This is a genomic window from Bradyrhizobium sp. AUGA SZCCT0431 (assembly GCF_018131065.1).
Taxonomy (GTDB): domain Bacteria; phylum Pseudomonadota; class Alphaproteobacteria; order Rhizobiales; family Xanthobacteraceae; genus Bradyrhizobium.
On record NZ_JAFCLR010000037.1, the window covers coordinates 21,395 to 37,751 of the forward strand.

Here is a 16,357-nt window from a genome sequence, read left to right on the forward strand (position 1 = left end):
AAATCAAAGGTAGCGTTTCGGATCGAACGGCGCGACCGGGATCTCAGGTTCGCGACCGCCGATGAGTTGAGCCACAACGCGCCCGGTGCGGGCCGAACTCACCAGGCCGACATGGCCGTGGCCAAAGGCATAGACGACATCGCGCGAGGCACTGGAATAGCCCAGGCACGGACGGCCGTCCGGCATACTCGGCCGGTGTCCGAGCCAGCTGCGAATCGCGGCCGGCGGCAGATCTTTCGGCAGTTTTGGAAACATGCCGAGCAGATGATCGCGCAGAATCTCCGCGCGTTTCCAGTTCGGCGCAGCCGCGAGCCCGGCGATCTCGACCTGGCCGGCAGCGCGCAGGCCGCGGTCGGTCCAGTTCACCACCATCTTGGCGTCGGAGGCCATCATCGATGTGCGCGGACCGGTCTCGGCGCTTTCGATCATGACGTGATAGCCGCGCTCGGTTTCCAGCGGCAGGCGGTCGCCGATCGACGCCGCCAGCGGCTTCGAATGGGCGCCGGCGGCAACCACCACCGCGTCGCAGGTCACTTCACCCTTGTCCGTCAGCACCGACACCGGCTTGCCGTTCGCCTGCCGCAGGCCCCTGGCCGTCGCAGCGACAAATTCCGCGCCCAGCGAACGAGCGTGATCGGCGAGGGCCGCGACATAACCGCCGGGATCGCGGCAACGACCGGCTTCCTCGACCAACACGCCAAACTGATAGCGCGGATGCAGATCCGGCTCGCGCTGCCGCATCTCGTCTGCGGAGAGTTCCATCCAGGTCACGCCGACGCGCTTGCGGATGCTCCACCCCAGGGCATCGGCGTCGAACGCCGCGCGCGACGGATAGACGTGCATGACGCCCTGGCGTTCGATCAGGTGACCAACGCCTGCTTCCTCGGCGAGCTTCCTGTGCAGGGCCGGTGCATCGATCAATAGCGGGCGGAGCGCGCGCGCCGTCGCCTCGACGCGTGCATCGGTCCAGCCCGAGAGCAGATACTGCACCAGCCAGGGCAACGCCTTCGGCAGATAGCTCCAGCTGACTGCGAGCGGGCCGAGCGGGTCGTTCAGAAATTTCGGTACACTCTTCCAGGTTCCCGGCATGGCCGGCGGAATCACCGAATGTGTCGATAGCCAGCCGGCATTGCCATAGCTCGCCGCCTGTTCGCCACCCGGCGTTGCGGGCTCGATGACCGTGACGCGATGACCATCTCGCAGCAACTCGATGGCGCTGATCACGCCGATGGCACCGGCTCCGATGATGGCGATGTGACGGCGGGCGGGCTCGGTCATGGGGCTGCAACCTGCTGTGGCACGAAATCCTTCGCATGCGATTGCGCGCGCGGATCGAGCAGGCAGTGCAGGATCGCGGGCTTGCCGGAGGCCAGCGCGCGTTCGAATGCGGGTGCGAATTGCTCGGTCCGCTCGACCCGCTCGCCGTGACCGCCGAACGCCTTGGCATAGAGCGCGAAGTCCGGATTCTGCAATTGGGTGCCGACCACGCGGCCTGGATAGTCGCGTTCCTGATGCATGCGGATGGTGCCATACTGGGCGTTGTCGACGACGATCACGATAATCGCCGCAGCATATTGCGCGGCGGTCGCGAACTCCTGACCATTCATCAGGAAACATCCGTCGCCGGCAAACGCCACCACCACGCGCTCCGGATGCTGGCGCTTGGCGATCACCGCCGCCGGCACGCCATAACCCATCGAGCCGGAAGTCGGCGCGAGCTGAGCGGCAAAGGTGTGAAAGCGATGAAAGCGATGCAGCCAGCCGGCATAGTTGCCGGCGCCGTTGCAGACGATGGCATCCTTCGGCAGCCGGTCGCGTAGCCAAGCCACCACTTCGCCGTACTGGAAGTCGCCGGGCAGCGTGCGCGGCGTTGCGGTCCAGTCGAGATAGTCGGCGTGGGCGCTGGCAGCTTCGCCCGACCAGGCCGGCGGCGCGGTCGGCCTCAGATCGTCGAGGGCGGCAGCAAATGCCGCCGGGCTTGCCTGAATGGCGAGCTGTGGTTGATAGACGCGGCCGAGTTCTTCGGCGCCCGGATGGACATGAATCAGCGCCTGCCGCGGCGAGGGGATCTCGAGCAGCGCATAAGACGACGACGGCATTTCCGACAGGCGGCCGCCAACCAGCAGGATCAGGTCGGCATTGGCGATGCGAGCCTTCAGGCGAGGGTCGGGACCGATGCCAAGATCGCCGGCATAGTTCGGATGCTCCGCCGGAAAAAGCGAAGCGCGGCGAAACGATGTCGTGACCGGCAGATCGAAACGTTCGGCAAAGCGCGCGATCGCACTACACCCGTCTGCGTCCCACCCCGAGCCGCCGAGGATGACGATCGGCCGCTTCGCTGCCGCCAACATGATTCCGAGCTTGGCGATATCGGCGGGCGCCGGCCATGCCTTCGCTGGTACGACGCGCGGCGCGTCGATCGCGGTAGCCTGCTCGGCCAGCATGTTTTCTGGCAGTGCGATCACCACCGGGCCGGGCCGGCCCTGCATGGCAATACGAAATGCGCGTGCCACCAATTCCGGAATTCGGTCCGGCCGGTCGATCTCCACGACCCATTTTGCCAGCGTGCCGAATGCCGCCTTGTAGTCGACCTCCTGGAACGCCTCGCGCTCGCGCATGCCGGTGTCGACCTGACCGATGAACAGGATCATCGGCGTCGAATCCTGCATGGCAATGTGCACGCCATGGCTGGCATTGGTTGCGCCCGGGCCGCGGGTGACGAAACAGATGCCGGGCCGTCCGGTCAGCTTGCCATAGGCCTCGGCCATCATCGCAGCGCCGCCTTCGGCGCGGCAGATCACCACGTCGATCGGGCTGTCATGCAATGCATCCAGTGCGGCGAGATAGCTTTCGCCGGGCACGCAGGTGACGCGCTCGACGCCCTGCATAACGAGCTGGTCGATCAGGATCTGGCCGCCGGTGCGGCTGTTGATGAGTGGCGGCTTGGTCATGACAACTCCATGGCGGCTGCCGAAATGCGTCCGATCGCCTCGATGAGGTTCGCTTCGGATGCTGCATAGGACAGGCGGATATAGGGCGCGAGCCCGAAGCAACTGCCGGGAACCACGGCGACATTGTGCCGTTCGAGCAGATAACGACAGAACGCAGCGTCGCTGTCGATCACGCTGCCGTCGGCAGTGTGCCTGCCGATCAGTCCAGCGCAACTTGCGAAGACATAGAAGGCGCCTTCCGGGCGACGGCAGCTGATGCCGTTGATGGCATTGAGCCCGTCGACCACGATATCGCGGCGCCGCTGGAACGCGATGCGGCGTTCAATCAGAAAATCCTGCGGTCCGGACAGTGCGGCGATGGCTGCGGCCTGGCTGATCGACGACGGATTGGTGGTGCTCTGGCTCTGCACGACGGCCATGGCGGCGATCAGTTCCTTCGGGCCGCCGCCATAGCCGAGACGCCAGCCGGTCATGGCGTAGGCCTTGGAGACGCCGTTCACGGTGAGCGTGCGGTTCTTCAGGCCGGGCTCGAGCCGGGCGGGAGTGACGAAAGGCAATCCGTCGTAGATGAGATGCTCATAGATATCGTCTGATATGAGCCAGACATGCGGATGGCGCTTCAGCACCTCGAGAATCGGCCGGAGCTGGGCTTCCGAATAGGCCGCCCCGGTCGGATTGGACGGCGAGTTCAGCAACAGCCAGCGGGTGCGCGGCGTGATTGCGGCTTCAAGATCGCCGGCGTCGAGGCGAAAACCGTTCTCCTCACGGCAGGTCACATTGATCGGCGTGCCGTCGGCGATCAGCACCATGTCGGCATAGCTGGTCCAGTAGGGTGCGGCGAGGATCACCTCATCCCCCGCACTCAGCGTCGCCATGAAGGCGTTGTGAATGATTTGCTTGGCGCCGGCACCGGCGGTGATCTCGTCGGCGGCGTAGTTCAGTCCGTTCTCGCGGCTGAACTTGCCGGCGATCGCCGCCTTCAGCTCTGCGGTGCCGTCGAGCACGGTATATTTGGTCTGGCCGGCGCGAATGGCCTGTTCGGCCGCCGCCTTGGCGTGATCAGGCGTATCGAAATCGGGTTCGCCGGCGCCGAGCACGATGACAGGCCGGCCCTCGCGCTTCAGACGGGTGGCGATGGCTCCGATCCGCAGGATTTCCGAGACACCGATAGAGCGAAGGCGCGGCGCCGGACGGAAGCCGGAATCGACCGATGCCAAGGGTGACATCGAAAGCGCACTTGACGAGAACGACATGGAACCTCCATACGGCGGCGCCGTGGTTCTGGCGCGGAATCAACGCGCCGCGATCACCACGATTTCGACGCGATAAGCGGGATCGGCCAGTTCGACCTTGCCGCAGCAGCGCGTCGGCGTGTCGCCCGGCACCACCCAGGCGTCGTAAACAGCGTTCATGCCTTCGAAATCGTCCATGCTCTTCAGCCAGATCTGCACGCTGAGTGCGCGCGACTTGTCGGTGCCGGCCCGCGCCAACATGTCGTCGACCTTGGCCAGCGCCTCGCGGGTCTGGCTGGCAATATCCCCGCTCTTGTCGTCGGCGACTTGGCCGGCGAGGAAAACCAGATCGCCAAACACGGAGGCGCGGCTGCGCCGGGCGTTCTGATCAATGCGAACGATGCTCGACATGGACGTCATTCCTTCTGCAATTTTCAACGGCCGGTGGTGACGATACGGCGGCAGTGATCGAGCGCTGCTCCAATGAGATTGTCGCTAGCCTCTGGCGTACGGAATGCGGAGTGGGCGGACAGCGTGACGTTTGGCAGCGTGGTCAGCACGTGCCCGGCCGGCAGCGGCTCGGTGACGAACACATCGAGGCCGGCGTGACCGATCTGGCCGGAGCGCAGCGCTGCGACCATCGCGGCTTCGTCGACTACGGCGCCGCGGGCGGTGTTGATCAGGATTGCGCCTGGACGCATCGCTGCAATGCGCTCTGCGGACAGGAAATCCTTGGTATCGTCATTGAGCAGCAGATGCAGCGAGACGACATGACTCTCGGCGAGCAAGCGTTCCAGCGTCACGAACTCTACGCCAGGATGCGTCTTCGGCGTGCGATTCCATGCCAGCACCTTCATGCCGGAGCCGGCGGCGATCCGCGCCACCTGCGCAGCGATGCCGCCAAAGCCGATCAGGCCGATTGTCTTGCCGGTCAGTTCGATGCCGTCGCAGCGCAGCCAGTTGCCGGCGCGCATCTCTCGGTCCATCCGCGCAAAACCCCTGGCGGCGGCCCACATCAGCGCGATGGCGCATTCGGCCACCGCAGTGTCGCCGTAGCCCTTGATGATGTGCACGGCGATACCGAGTTCGGCGAGCGCCTCCGGGTTCATGTAGCTGCGGGCGCCGGTGCCGAGAAACACCACGTGCTTCAGGCCCTGGCATTGCCCGGCGATCTCCGCCGGCAGATGGGTATGGTCGATGATCGCGATCTCGGCTCCGCCGAGCACGGACGGCAGTTGCTCCGGCGTCACCGACGCATCGCGGTTGACGATCACCTTGGGATCATCCGCACGCACCAGTCTTTCGGTGACCGCAGCAAGGGTTTCATTGGCGTCGACGAATACGGCTCGCAACGGTCTCTCCTTCAATCATCCAAAAGCTGATCAATTTCGGCCAGGCTGGGCCGGGCAGGCGGCGCGACGATCGGCAGTCATTCGTCGGCGTCGCGGCTAACTGCGCTCACTACTGTATTCAGAATTGAATTCCAATGGCAAGCGGGATTTGTCGTGCCGCAACGCGTCTAAACTGAGCCATTTTCAGCTATTGCGTATAAATTGAGCGGCGATTTGGAGCTGCCGTAGCCATAGTCATTTTTATAAAATCCCGTCTTGCATTTCATCCTGAATACAGAAATAGTTTGGCGGGCCCATGGGCAGGAGCGCCGAGGGCAAGATTTCAGCGGGGTTCAGACCATGAATCGTAGGGAAGCCTTCACGAGTGTTGCATTGGCCGGCGTCGCCATGGCTGCCGGAGTTAATCTGGCTGCTGCCCAGACGGCAGCTCCGGGCTCCACGCTGGAGCGCATTAAGCGCAACGGCGTGCTGCGCGTCGCCGTCATCGTCGGCCAGGAGCCGTACTTCCACAAGGATTTGCCGACTGGTAAATGGTCGGGCGCCTGCATCGACATGGCGAACGACATCGCCGCCAAGTTGAGCGCAAAAGTAGAGACCGTCGAATCGACCTGGGGTAACCAGATTCTGGACCTGCAAGGCGACAAGGTGGATCTCGCTTTTGCGGTAAACCCGACACCGGAACGCGCGCTGGTGATCGACTTTTCGACCCCCATCCTGGTCCACTCCTTCACGGTCATTACCCGCAAGGGCTTTGCCAAGCCGCAGACCTGGCAAGAGATCAACAAGCCCGAGGTCAAGGTCGCCGTCGACATCGGCTCCACCCATGAAATGATCGCGCGACGCTATTGTCCCAAGGCTACGATCCTCGGCTTCAAGAACCGCGATGAGGCGATCCTGGCGGTCGCAACCGGCCGCGCCGATTGCAACGTTTCTCTCGCCGTGCTCGCCGTGTCCACGCTGAAGAAGAATCCGAATCTCGGGGAACTGGTGATCCCGCGGCCGCTGCTGACACTCCCGACCAACATGGGCATTCGCGCGGAGTCCGATCGCCGTTACAAGGACTTTCTCAGCGCCTGGGCGGACTATAACCGGGCCATGGGTCAGACCCGCGAATGGATGCTGAAGGGCTTTGAGGCCATTGGCCTCGCGGCGGATGACATTCCGCCCGAAGTTCAATTCTGACGAGACATCAACGATGTATGCGTGGGACTTCGCAGCGCTCAGACCGTACTGGGGTCTGATCTGGCAAGGGCTCGGTGTCACCGTGTTTTACACGCTGGTCACCGTTCTCGCCGGTCTCGCAATCGGGCTCGCCGTTGGTATCCTGCGCACCGCCGGGCCGCGCTGGGTTTCGATCCCGCTGCGCGCCTACATCGAGGTGTTTCGCTGTACGCCACTGCTGGTTCAGTTGGTCTGGGTCTACTATGCCCTGCCGGTTCTGATCGGTGTTGACATGTCGGCGACCACGGCCTGCTTCCTGACACTCTCGCTGTATGCCGGCTCGTTCTATGCCGAGATCTTTCGTGGCGGCATCGAGGCCATTGATCGAGGTCAGTGGGAAGCCGGTCACGCGATCGGCATGCAACAGAGCAAGATTTTTCGGCGTATCGTACTCCCGCAGGCCGTTCAGGTGATGGTCCCGTCGCTGATCAACCAGACCATCATGCAGCTGAAAAACACCTCGCTGGTGTCGACCGTTGCGGTCGGCGATCTGCTCTATCAGGGCTCGGTGATAACGGCGGCGAGCTATCGGCCGCTGGAGGTTTATACCACCATTGCCGTGCTTTACTTCGTGGTGCTGTTTCCGCTTACCCTTGTCGCCGATCAGGTTGAGCAGCGCATGGGGGCGCACCGATGACGCAAGCGCCTCCGATCCTCGTCGCAAGTAATATCCAGAAGGCTTTCGGCACCAACCAGGTGTTGAAAGGCGTATCTCTCTCGGTCGCGCGCGGCGAGGTCGTGACGTTGATCGGCGCCAGCGGCTCCGGCAAGTCGACGTTCCTGCGCTGCTTGAATCTGCTTGAATTGCCGCAGAACGGTGAACTCGCGATCGGCTCCCATCACTTCGCATTCGGCGATGGCAAGCGAGGGCCCGACAAGACCCGGCTCGCACTGCTGCGCCGCGATGTCGGCATGGTATTCCAGCACTTCAATCTGTTCCCGCACATGTCGGCGCTCGACAACGTTATCGAAGGTCCGGTGCAGGTGAAGAACATGGCCAGGGCCGAGGCGAAGGAACTTGGTCGCGACCTGCTGGCCAAGGTCGGGCTGGCGGACAAGGCGGATAGTTTTCCGAGCCGGCTGTCCGGCGGTCAGAAGCAGCGTGTGGCGATCGCGCGCGCGCTTGCCATGAAGCCTGATGTAATGCTGTTCGACGAGGTGACCTCGGCGCTCGATCCGGAACTCGTGGGCGAAGTCCTCGCGGTGATCAGCAAGCTTGCCGCCGACGGCATGACCATGATCCTGGTCACCCACGAAATGGCGTTCGCAGCCGACGTGTCCAATCGGGTCGGGTTCATGAGCGAGGGCGTGATGGCGGAGATCGGCGCCGCCGCGAGCGTGATCCATCGGCCGCAAAATCCTCGGCTGATTGCGTTCCTGAATCGATTTCACCAGCGGACGATTGTGCCGAATGCGGGGGGCGTCATTGCGCCCTAAATGTCGACCACCGGCGAGTGTCGGTATCGGTGGTTGTGCCTCCGGGATTTGAACCTACTATTGGAGTTTCTTACGCTTTAGGCGGGACGATTGGAGGAAATATCGCAGATTTGTGTTGTGTGGGGAAAGGCGGTAGCGGTCTTTCGTACCATCAATCACCCCTATAGAACCGGCGGGGAACGCGGGCATCCCGGCTGGTTCGGACAGCCTCCCTTTGATCTCGATGGAGAACGCCAACCGCATCGAAGGCGTTGGCCACGGTCTTGAGCAGGATTTTGTGCTAGTTCTGTGAACTCATCAGCAAACGTCTTGTAGCATGCCATCAGAATTAACGGTCGCCATCGAGGAAGCCTACCGGGTCTTCGGCGCGTATCGACTGGGCCGTGACCTCATCGTGTGCCATTGCCGTTGCTGCATGACCGAGGAGGAAGAGCGACAGCTGGTCAACACGCCCTTGCGGTCAATCCCGCCCGATCTGCTGGCCGAGTACACCAACTCCGCGCATGACTATGACGATGATCAGGTCGCCCGGGAGCTACGCTACTTCCTGCCGCGTTATTTCGAGCTGATCGCAGCGCATGATTACCCTGACCACATCGGACTGGATATTTGCCTGCGCCGGCTTGGCCAGGCCGACTACCGGAACAAGTGGCCTCGAGCGGAGGTGGAGAGCATCGACCGCTTCTTCGATGCATTCCTCAAAGACAGCCTGACCCGCCTCGACCTGGAGCCTGTTGGATATCGCATCGCCTTCAATATCAGGAGCGTCGTGACGCTAGTTGTGACCGCAGGCGGTGATATCGATCGGCTGTTGCACAATTGGGCCGGTGCCGAGGACCCGGCCGCTGCCATCCATATGGCCGCGTTGCGCGAGTATGTGATCGAGGAGCGGGATAAGACCTATCTCCACTCTGCCTGCCTGGAGGGCCACGAGGAGGCGGCCAAAAGAGTTGGTGAATGGCTATTGCAGCCGAGCCTGACCGCACGAATAGAAGCCGCGTTCTTCGCAGTAAGCGATCCCAGACTGCAGGCGATCTTGTCCGACGGAATGAGAATGGCGTAGGCCACTCTGACGGCTCGCCTCATCTGAAGAAATGAACAAGTCCGATGCTCAGGCCGAGCAGCAGGAGCAGCGACAGCGTGACCGCGGCGGTGACCCTTCCGCCGACCGTTGAGAGAACGCGCACATCGACACCAAGCCCGAGGGCTGCCATCGACAGCACGGTGAGGATGGCCGCGGTTTTGGTCACCGGCGCGACCGCGATATCAGGCACGAGCTGAAGCGAGCGCAGCGCGGCGAGCACCAGAAAGCCGATGATGAACCACGGCACCAGCTTGAACGGGCTGATCGCAACCGCCCTGGTCGCGTCGGCATGGCGCTTGCGGCGGTGCGCGGCGACGAGCGAGAGCCCGACCACGATCGGCCCCAGCATCAGCACGCGCACCAGTTTCACCAGCGTGCCGATCTGCGTGGCTACGATACCGGCGGGGACGGTTGCCGCCAGCACCTGCGGAACGGCATAGACGGTAAGACCCGCCAGAATGCCGTATTGCGTCGCGGACAGGGCGAGCAACGGGATCAGGAGCGGCAGGCCCAGCACCATCAAGACACCGAGGATCGCGGTGAAGGAGATCGACGAGGCGACATCGTCGCCATCGGCGCCGATCACGGGCGCCACCGCGGCGATTGCCGAATTGCCGCAGATCGAATTGCCGCAGGCGATCAGGATCGACAGTTTGGTCGGCAGGCCGAGCATCCGGCTGAGGCCGTAGCTGACCGCCAGCATGATGGCGACAGTGGCGACGATCGCCGCGACCAGAAGGTAGCCGGACGCCACGATCGCGGCAAAGCTGACGGAAGCGCCGAGCAGCATGACGGCGACCTCGAGCAGCTGTTTGGCGCTGAAGGCAATACCGGAGCGCCAGCGCTCGGAGGGGTGCCAGGCAGTGCGAATCGCCATCCCGAGCAGGATGGCGATGACGAGCGCTTCGACATAGGGGTGGGCGAAGATGCGCTCTTCAACCAGCTGGGCGCCCAGCGAAACGGCGGTGATCGCGCCGCAAAGTGCGATGCCGGGAATCAGGGCCAGGCTGCGCCTGAAAGCGCCAGGGTCCGGCCTTCTCCCGTCCGTCTCGTGGTGTTGTTGCGGCACATGCCCCCCGTTTTGGAGAACAGTTTATGCGCCGGCCTGCTCGGCTTCACCAATAAATTTTCGATTCAGCGAGATGGGGAGAGTATTTTTCTTCCCGCTTCAACCGGGGCGGGCTCATCGCGTGCGTGCCCTAGAGCAACCCGAACAGGCCCTGCGCCCACGCCACGGCCTGCCCGAAGCTGAAAGCGCCCGGTTCGAAGTACATCGCGCGTGCCAGCACGATGACGCCGACCAACCCCCAGAACAGCCCGACACCGGCCGATTTCAGCCAGCTCGGCGCACGCTCCGGCGCGGCCGCCGAATCGGCGGTCGGGACCAGTTCTCCAAAAGGATCGAAGGCGGGCGGGCTCATGACGGTTTCCATTGAACGAGCCCCTAATGTCGCCCAGTTCGGCCCGGAAGCAAGGGTAGCGGTATGCAATCTGCGGCCAGAACGTGGAAGCCCTTTTCCCGCCGCCGTTCCGGGGTAGGGTTTTCTTCTCCTGGCCCACAATTCATGCCGCTTGACCCGGCCGTATTCCCAGCCACACTGGTGCGAATCCGAAACAGGAGCCGTCCATGGTATTTCTCATTACCGCGCTCGATACGTCGGGAACCGTGACCTTGCGGCGGGAGTCGGTGCTGGCCGCGATGAAAAAAGCCGATGAACTGATATCGGACGGCTGCTGGGACGTCGAAATCGTTACGCCTGACGGCGCCACCTACCATTCCGGCGAATTTGACCAGTTGAGAGAACGGGCGTCAGGCCGCCCAGCACTGCCCGGCGCCATCGACGCGCAGCACCTGTCCTGAGACGAACGCCCCCAGGGGCCCCGCGAACATTTCGACGACGCGCGCGACTTCATCGACGGTGGCGATGCGGTCGAGCGTGCCGGTTTCGACCAGACGATTTTGGTCGACCGCGCGCGTGCCCATGAAGCGGCCGGTGCGGGTGTCGCCGGGCGCTATGCAGTTCACATTGATGTCGTAGGCGCGCAGCTGATCGGCGAGGCAGCGCGTGTAATGCGTCATGCCGGCTTTGGCGACGGCATAGATCGAACCGTTGGTGCGGCCCTTGAAGGCCGCGACCGAGCCGATGGTGACGATGCGGCCCTGGCGCCGCTTCATCATCTCCTGCGCCACCGCCTGGCAGGTCAGGATCGTGCTGAGCAGGTTGCGATCGAGCACCGCGCGCACGTCCTCTTCCTTGATGCCGATGGCGTCGTTCGGATCCGGCTTGCCGCCCTTGGCCGCGATGTCGCCGCCGGCATTGTGGACGAGGATCTCGATCGGCCCCAGTTCTCGCGTCGTGGTCTCGACCACGCGGGTGATGTCTACACTGGATGTAAGATCTCCGAGCACGCGAGTGGTGCGCACGCCGTGCGCCTTGGCGATATCTTCCGCGACCGCCGTCAGCGTCGATCCCTCGCCATATTCCGCCGGTCCGTTCTCGCGCATGCCATGGATCGCGACGTCGGCGCCCATCGCAGCCAGTTTTTCCGCGAAGGCGCGGCCGAGCCCGCGGCCCGCGCCGGTCACCAATGCAACCTTGCCCCTGAGCGTCCGTGCGCCGTCGCTGGATGTCATGATGTCTTCTCCTGGATGTGAATGTGTCAGTGTGATCGGGGGCGGCATCCGCGGGTGCTGGAATGTGCCTTAATTCTTGATCGCATAGAGCGGCGTTCTCACCGTCAGCTGATAGGACGGCTTCGGCGTCCAGGCGATCTGCGCGGTGACGCCGAATAGGCGGTTGTCGTCGTCGTCCATGCGGTCGAGATCAAGCCGTACGATCGGTTGGGTGAAGGCCGGGAACGGCGTGAGATTGAGAAGCTGCGCACCGCCGAACGATTGCACGCCGAAGCGGCCGGTCAGCTTCCAGTTGTTGTCCCACTGATAGTAGCCGCCGACATAGCCCACATAGCCAGGCTTCACTTCAGCGAGTATGGAATCGACGATGATTTTTGTGTACTGCGCGCCGGCGAGCAGTCCTCGCGTTTCGTCCGGGTTCAGCGCGTAGCCGAATTCGAGGATCGTATTGTAGGAGGTCGTGGCCAATGGCGCGTCGGAAATCGATCGCGATGCGTTGCTTTGTATCGTCACCGTTGGAAACATGCCGCCGTTCTGCTGATAGAGGTCGGCCTGAAATCCGACCGTAAAACCGTAGATATCGAACGACGACCAGGGCAGGCTGCCCGATTGGGACGAAGCGCCGCTGACGCCACCATAGACCGACAGCTGCTCGTTGACGTCAACCGTCACGGGAATGTCGAGATTGATGCTCCGGCTGGCTGGCGCCGACAAGGTCCCGAGCGATGTCAGGTTCGACAGCGTCGACAATAGTGGCGGCGCGTTGAAGCCGATCGAGAGCGTACCGGCCGGCAGGGTGGTGTAGATCGTCCGCAAGTCGAGATAGATGTTCGGCAATACCGGCTTCGGCTTGGCCGGTTCCTCTTCGTCCTCGCCATTGTCCTTGCTGTTGTTTTGACCGAACGCCAGCCCGCAACAGCACAGCGACAGCAATATCCCGAGCGCCAGCCGCCGGCCGGTTCGCGCCGGCCGAGGATGCGCAGATGTAACTTTCAATCGAACTTGCACCGCCCCACTCGAATCCGCATCCAGGACAGCCGCTTTCCGGCAACAGATACGCAATGCTAACGGATTTACGGAAGCCGCACCATGACGATCGGGCGAAGCCTTATCGGCCGTTCTTGCCCGCCGCCTTGATGGCCGCCGCCAGCGCCAGTTTTGTTTGCTCGACGAAATCTTCGACCAGTTCTTCCCGGCTGACATTGGCAAGCTGGCCGGTGAGAAGTCCCTGTTCGGCCAGCATGACCACGCCGTGCAGCGCGGCCCAGATTTGCAGGGCGCTGCGTTCGCGCAGCAATCCGACCGCGGGCGCTTCGAGGGCTTCCAGCACCAGCTCGAAGGTTTCCATCGCGGCGACGTGCAGCTCGCTGCCCTTGGGTGCGCATGCCATGATCCGCGAGGCGAACATCAGGCGGTAGATGCCGTTGCGGCGCAGACCGAAATCCAATGTCGCTTGCGCCAGGCGCGACAGCTTCGAACGCCTGGAGGGTTTTCCGATCGACTCGCGCAGGATGGCGTTGAACTGGCGGAAGGCTTCGGCCGTTACCGCCGTGAGCAGGCTCTCGCGGTCGGCAAAATGCTTGTAGGGAGCCGGCTGCGAGACGCCGAGCGTCTTCGCCAGCGCGCTGATGCTGATCGCTTCGGGGCCGCCGAGTTCCACTTCCCCGAGCGCGGCCTGAACCAGGGCATCGCGGAGATCCCCATGGTGATAGGCGTTGAGCGCTTTACGTGCGGGGCGAGGCGGCATTCAGTGTAATGATCTATAACTTTCCGCTTGACAGCACAACGGTGACGACAATGTAATAGGATATAACTTGAAGAGGCGGACCGGCCGCGGCCGGCAGCGCCCAGATCAGCACGAGGAAATGCGACGCGCCAGTTGAGCGCGCGCGGCTTTGAAGGAGCGCTCGCATGTCGGGAAAGCTGAAGATCCGCGTCGATCAGGACAAATGTCAGGGACACGCACGCTGCAAGTCGCTGGCGCCGGAACTGTTCGAGCTCGACGAATTCGGCAATGCCCATGAAGTCGGCGACGGTTCGGTCCCTGCGGGCCTGGAAGACAAGGCCTGGCTCGCCCAGAGCAATTGCCCGGAAATCGCGATCGAAGTGCAGGAAGACTAGGGGCTTGGGAATAGTCCGGTCTTTGAATCAAGCTCGTCCAGAACGAACCTAAGCAAAAGGAATTTGCGCGATGTCCGATTCCGTCAGCATGATGCCCGAACATCCTCCGGTCACCGACTGGGTCAACGATTTCGATCATACCGATCCACGCTGGACCGAAAATCCGTTTCCGATCTGGGACGAATTGCGCGGCGAATGCCCGGTGGTTCACACCAAGCGTTTCCTCGGTTGCTATCTGCCGACCACCTATCAGGCGGTGAAGGAAATCGCCTACGACACCGAGCATTTCTCCTCGCGCCGCGTCGTCGTGCGCGACGCCCGGCCTGAAGTCACGCGTAGTGCCGCGCCCCCGATCACGTCAGACCCGCCCGAGCACAAGCCGGCCAAGCAGCTGTTGCTGCCGCCATTCACGCCGGACGCCATGAAGAAGCTGGAGCCGCGGGTACGCGCCATCTGCAACGAGCTGATCGACGAATTCATCGCCGACGGCAAATGCGACGCGGCGGCGCGCTACACCAAACACGTTCCGGTTCGCGCCATCGCCCACATGCTCGGCATCCCCGAAGAGGATGGCGAACTGTTCGTCAAATGGATCCACATGATCCTCGAGCTCGGCATCAAGGACGAAAGCATGGGGCCTCAGGCGTTCCAGGAGATGACCGGTTATTTCGCCGGCCATATCGAGCACCGCAAGACGCATCCGACTGACGATCTGATCTCGACGCTGATGAAGGCGAGGGACAAGGACGGCCAGCCGCTAGAAGATTCCCAAGTGCTGGGCTCGCTTGCGCTGCTCCTAATCGCCGGCATCGACACCACCTGGAGCGCGATTGGCTCCTCGCTGTGGCATCTGGCGAACACGCCCGCGGATCGCGAGCGCCTGATCGCGGAGCCGGAACTGATGCCGAGCGCGATCGAGGAATTCCTGCGGGCCTATTCGCCGGTCACGATGGCGCGCGAAGTGATGAAGGAAACCACCATCAGTGGCTGCCCGGTCAAGCCGGGCAACATGGTGTTGCTGTCGTTTCCTGCCGCCAACCGCGATCCCGCGATGTTCCCGGACGCCGACAAGGTGGTGATCGACCGCAAGGAAAACCGCCATGCCGCGTTCGGTCTCGGCATTCACCGCTGCGTCGGCTCCAACCTCGCCCGCATGGAAATGACGGTCGCGATCGAGGAATGGCTGAAGCGGATTCCGGACTTCAGGCTCGATCCGGCCGGCAAGGTCACCTGGTCGGAAGGCACGGTGCGCGGCCCGCGCCAGCTTCCGGTGCTGTTCGGCAAGAAGAATTGAGCGTGGCTAGGGCGCGGCGCTCCAGCAATTTCGGCCGGATCGCCCGCTCCTTCACTTGATCTCGATCTTGGCTTCTCTGGCGACCAGCTTCCAGGCCTCGATGTCGCGCAGATTGATGTCGCGCTGTCTGTCTCCGGGGATGAAGTCCGCGGTGACGCCGAGCGCGAGCAGCCTTTCGGTCATGTCCGCTTCGGCGATCGATTCCTTGAGCGCGGCGGAGAGTTTTTTCGCGGCGATGTCGGGAATGCCTGCAGGCGCATACATGACCCAGGACAGGCTGCGTTCAAAATCGATCCCCTGGTCCTTGTAGCTTGCGACTTCGGGCAGGCTTGGCGAGCGATCCCCGCATGTGCCCAGCGCCTTTACTTTTCCATCCTTCACCAGCGGTGTCGCGGTCGCCATATCAAGCGTGCCGAGCGAGATGTGGCCACCGATCATATCATTGGCAAGCTTGGCCGCGCCGCTGAACGGCACGTGTTCGAGTTTGATGCCTGCCTTCTGCGACAGGATCTCCGCGCAGAAATGTCCGGTCGATCCGACGCCCCAGGTTCCGTACTGGATCTGGTCGCCCTTCTTCGCCATCGCGATCAAGCCGCGCAGATCGCTGGCCGGAAAATCCTTCGAGGCCACCACCAGGATCGCCGACGTTCCGATGCGGCCGATAACTGCAAAATCCTTGATCGGGTCATAGGAGAGGTTCGCATAGGAGGCGGGCGCCAGGACGTGGGTGGTCATGCCGCCGATCATGATGGTGTAACCGTCCGCCGGCGAGGTCGCGACCATCTGCGTGCCGATGGTGCCGGCCGCTCCCGTGCGGTTTTCGACGAAGATGGTTTGTCCCAGGCGCTTGCCCATCTTGTCCGCCAGCAGGCGACCGATGACGTCGCCGCCGCCACCGGCCGCGAACGGCAACAGCATTTTTATTTTCCTGGAGGGGTAGTCCGGCGCATCCTCGGCCCTTGCCGAACAGGTGGCCAGGACGAGCATCAGCAACGTCAGCATCGTTGTGCGGAACTTCATACGCAACTCC

Annotated in this window: 18 protein-coding genes; 7 read left to right on the plus strand and 11 right to left on the minus strand. The window is 62.9% G+C overall.

Features of this window, described 5'->3' with window-relative positions; translation table 11 throughout:
• Nucleotides 1–3: 3 nt before the first annotated feature.
• The 5 genes from JQ567_RS28785 to JQ567_RS28805 form a co-directional block, all read right to left on the minus strand.
• Nucleotides 4–1,278, minus strand: coding sequence for an FAD-binding oxidoreductase (locus tag JQ567_RS28785; protein WP_212441954.1), 1,275 nt, complete (start codon nt 1,276–1,278; stop codon nt 4–6).
• Nucleotides 1,275–2,951 carry a thiamine pyrophosphate-binding protein gene (locus JQ567_RS28790; RefSeq protein WP_212441955.1) on the minus strand — a complete coding sequence of 559 codons (1,677 nt, stop codon included), beginning with the start codon at nt 2,949–2,951 and terminating at the stop codon, nt 1,275–1,277. The genes JQ567_RS28785 and JQ567_RS28790 overlap by 4 nt, the downstream gene beginning before the upstream one ends.
• Nucleotides 2,948–4,177: a pyridoxal phosphate-dependent aminotransferase gene (locus JQ567_RS28795; protein WP_212442002.1), complete on the minus strand. Its 1,230-nt coding sequence runs from the start codon at nt 4,175–4,177 to the stop codon at nt 2,948–2,950. Before JQ567_RS28795 ends, JQ567_RS28790 begins: the two co-directional genes overlap by 4 nt.
• A gap of 66 nt (nt 4,178–4,243) precedes the next feature.
• Nucleotides 4,244–4,594: a RidA family protein gene (locus JQ567_RS28800; RefSeq protein WP_212412190.1), complete on the minus strand. Its 351-nt coding sequence runs from the start codon at nt 4,592–4,594 to the stop codon at nt 4,244–4,246.
• A 23-nt stretch (nt 4,595–4,617) separates the two neighbouring features.
• A complete protein-coding gene (locus JQ567_RS28805) occupies nt 4,618–5,535 on the minus strand; it encodes an NAD(P)-dependent oxidoreductase (RefSeq protein ID WP_212441956.1) in 918 nt (305 codons plus the stop codon).
• A 339-nt stretch (nt 5,536–5,874) separates the two neighbouring features.
• Here JQ567_RS28805 and JQ567_RS28810 point away from each other — a divergent pair, with 339 nt between their 5' ends.
• From JQ567_RS28810 to JQ567_RS28825, 4 genes are all read left to right on the plus strand, one after another.
• Nucleotides 5,875–6,717 (plus strand): transporter substrate-binding domain-containing protein, encoded by an 843-nt coding sequence (locus JQ567_RS28810; protein ID WP_212442003.1) that lies wholly within the window; start codon nt 5,875–5,877, stop codon nt 6,715–6,717.
• A 13-nt stretch (nt 6,718–6,730) separates the two neighbouring features.
• Nucleotides 6,731–7,393, plus strand: a complete 663-nt coding sequence (locus tag JQ567_RS28815) for an amino acid ABC transporter permease (protein WP_212441957.1) — start codon at nt 6,731–6,733, stop codon at nt 7,391–7,393.
• A complete protein-coding gene (locus tag JQ567_RS28820) occupies nt 7,390–8,193 on the plus strand; it encodes an amino acid ABC transporter ATP-binding protein (protein ID WP_212441958.1) in 804 nt (267 codons plus the stop codon). The genes JQ567_RS28815 and JQ567_RS28820 overlap by 4 nt, the downstream gene beginning before the upstream one ends.
• Nucleotides 8,194–8,509: 316 nt before the next feature.
• On the plus strand, nt 8,510–9,256 hold the full coding sequence (locus JQ567_RS28825) for a hypothetical protein (protein WP_212441959.1): 747 nt from the start codon (nt 8,510–8,512) through the stop codon (nt 9,254–9,256).
• 19 nt (nt 9,257–9,275) lie between these two features.
• On the opposite strand, the gene JQ567_RS28830 is transcribed toward JQ567_RS28825, so the two are convergent.
• Both JQ567_RS28830 and JQ567_RS28835 read right to left on the minus strand, forming a co-directional pair.
• Nucleotides 9,276–10,346, minus strand: a complete 1,071-nt coding sequence (locus JQ567_RS28830; protein ID WP_212441960.1) for a putative sulfate exporter family transporter — start codon at nt 10,344–10,346, stop codon at nt 9,276–9,278.
• Between the two features lie 130 nt (nt 10,347–10,476).
• Nucleotides 10,477–10,698 (minus strand): hypothetical protein, encoded by a 222-nt coding sequence (locus JQ567_RS28835; RefSeq protein ID WP_212295341.1) that lies wholly within the window; start codon nt 10,696–10,698, stop codon nt 10,477–10,479.
• Between the two features lie 206 nt (nt 10,699–10,904).
• Here JQ567_RS28835 and JQ567_RS28840 point away from each other — a divergent pair, with 206 nt between their 5' ends.
• Entirely contained in the window at nt 10,905–11,138 is a 234-nt protein-coding gene (locus JQ567_RS28840) for a hypothetical protein (RefSeq protein WP_212442010.1), read from the plus strand.
• Here JQ567_RS28840 and JQ567_RS28845 read toward each other — a convergent pair.
• From JQ567_RS28845 to JQ567_RS28855, 3 genes are all read right to left on the minus strand, one after another.
• Entirely contained in the window at nt 11,088–11,912 is an 825-nt protein-coding gene (locus JQ567_RS28845; protein WP_212441961.1) for an SDR family NAD(P)-dependent oxidoreductase, read from the minus strand. The two genes, JQ567_RS28840 and JQ567_RS28845, sit on opposite strands and share 51 nt — an antisense overlap.
• Before the next feature lie 69 nt (nt 11,913–11,981).
• Nucleotides 11,982–12,908 carry a hypothetical protein gene (locus JQ567_RS28850; RefSeq protein WP_249165793.1) on the minus strand — a complete coding sequence of 309 codons (927 nt, stop codon included), beginning with the start codon at nt 12,906–12,908 and terminating at the stop codon, nt 11,982–11,984.
• Nucleotides 12,909–13,020: 112 nt separating this feature from the next.
• A complete protein-coding gene (locus tag JQ567_RS28855; protein WP_212441962.1) occupies nt 13,021–13,659 on the minus strand; it encodes a TetR/AcrR family transcriptional regulator in 639 nt (212 codons plus the stop codon).
• Between the two features lie 164 nt (nt 13,660–13,823).
• Here JQ567_RS28855 and JQ567_RS28860 point away from each other — a divergent pair, with 164 nt between their 5' ends.
• On the plus strand, nt 13,824–14,033 hold the full coding sequence (locus tag JQ567_RS28860; protein ID WP_212441963.1) for a ferredoxin: 210 nt from the start codon (nt 13,824–13,826) through the stop codon (nt 14,031–14,033).
• A 70-nt stretch (nt 14,034–14,103) separates the two neighbouring features.
• Nucleotides 14,104–15,327, plus strand: a complete 1,224-nt coding sequence (locus JQ567_RS28865) for a cytochrome P450 (protein ID WP_212441964.1) — start codon at nt 14,104–14,106, stop codon at nt 15,325–15,327.
• Between the two features lie 51 nt (nt 15,328–15,378).
• On the opposite strand, the gene JQ567_RS28870 is transcribed toward JQ567_RS28865, so the two are convergent.
• Nucleotides 15,379–16,347 (minus strand): tripartite tricarboxylate transporter substrate binding protein, encoded by a 969-nt coding sequence (locus tag JQ567_RS28870; RefSeq protein ID WP_212441965.1) that lies wholly within the window; start codon nt 16,345–16,347, stop codon nt 15,379–15,381.
• Nucleotides 16,348–16,357: the final 10 nt, after the last annotated feature.

Excerpts from the sequence above, each read along its gene's own strand:
- JQ567_RS28790 (WP_212441955.1), bottom strand. The coding sequence starts at position 2,951 with ATGACCAAGCCGCCACTCATCAACAGCCGCACCGGCGGCCAGATCCTG.
- JQ567_RS28815 (WP_212441957.1), top strand. The coding sequence starts at position 6,731 with ATGTATGCGTGGGACTTCGCAGCGCTCAGACCGTACTGGGGTCTGATC.
- JQ567_RS28835 (WP_212295341.1), bottom strand. The coding sequence starts at position 10,698 with ATGAGCCCGCCCGCCTTCGATCCTTTTGGAGAACTGGTCCCGACCGCC.
- JQ567_RS28845 (WP_212441961.1), bottom strand. The coding sequence starts at position 11,912 with ATGACATCCAGCGACGGCGCACGGACGCTCAGGGGCAAGGTTGCATTG.
- JQ567_RS28785 (WP_212441954.1), bottom strand. The coding sequence starts at position 1,278 with ATGACCGAGCCCGCCCGCCGTCACATCGCCATCATCGGAGCCGGTGCC.
- JQ567_RS28865 (WP_212441964.1), top strand. The coding sequence starts at position 14,104 with ATGTCCGATTCCGTCAGCATGATGCCCGAACATCCTCCGGTCACCGAC.
- JQ567_RS28860 (WP_212441963.1), top strand. The coding sequence starts at position 13,824 with ATGTCGGGAAAGCTGAAGATCCGCGTCGATCAGGACAAATGTCAGGGA.
- JQ567_RS28855 (WP_212441962.1), bottom strand. The coding sequence starts at position 13,659 with ATGCCGCCTCGCCCCGCACGTAAAGCGCTCAACGCCTATCACCATGGG.
- JQ567_RS28795 (WP_212442002.1), bottom strand. The coding sequence starts at position 4,177 with ATGTCACCCTTGGCATCGGTCGATTCCGGCTTCCGTCCGGCGCCGCGC.
- JQ567_RS28840 (WP_212442010.1), top strand. The coding sequence starts at position 10,905 with ATGGTATTTCTCATTACCGCGCTCGATACGTCGGGAACCGTGACCTTG.
- JQ567_RS28870 (WP_212441965.1), bottom strand. The coding sequence starts at position 16,347 with ATGAAGTTCCGCACAACGATGCTGACGTTGCTGATGCTCGTCCTGGCC.
- JQ567_RS28825 (WP_212441959.1), top strand. The coding sequence starts at position 8,510 with ATGCCATCAGAATTAACGGTCGCCATCGAGGAAGCCTACCGGGTCTTC.
- JQ567_RS28810 (WP_212442003.1), top strand. The coding sequence starts at position 5,875 with ATGAATCGTAGGGAAGCCTTCACGAGTGTTGCATTGGCCGGCGTCGCC.
- JQ567_RS28820 (WP_212441958.1), top strand. The coding sequence starts at position 7,390 with ATGACGCAAGCGCCTCCGATCCTCGTCGCAAGTAATATCCAGAAGGCT.
- JQ567_RS28800 (WP_212412190.1), bottom strand. The coding sequence starts at position 4,594 with ATGTCGAGCATCGTTCGCATTGATCAGAACGCCCGGCGCAGCCGCGCC.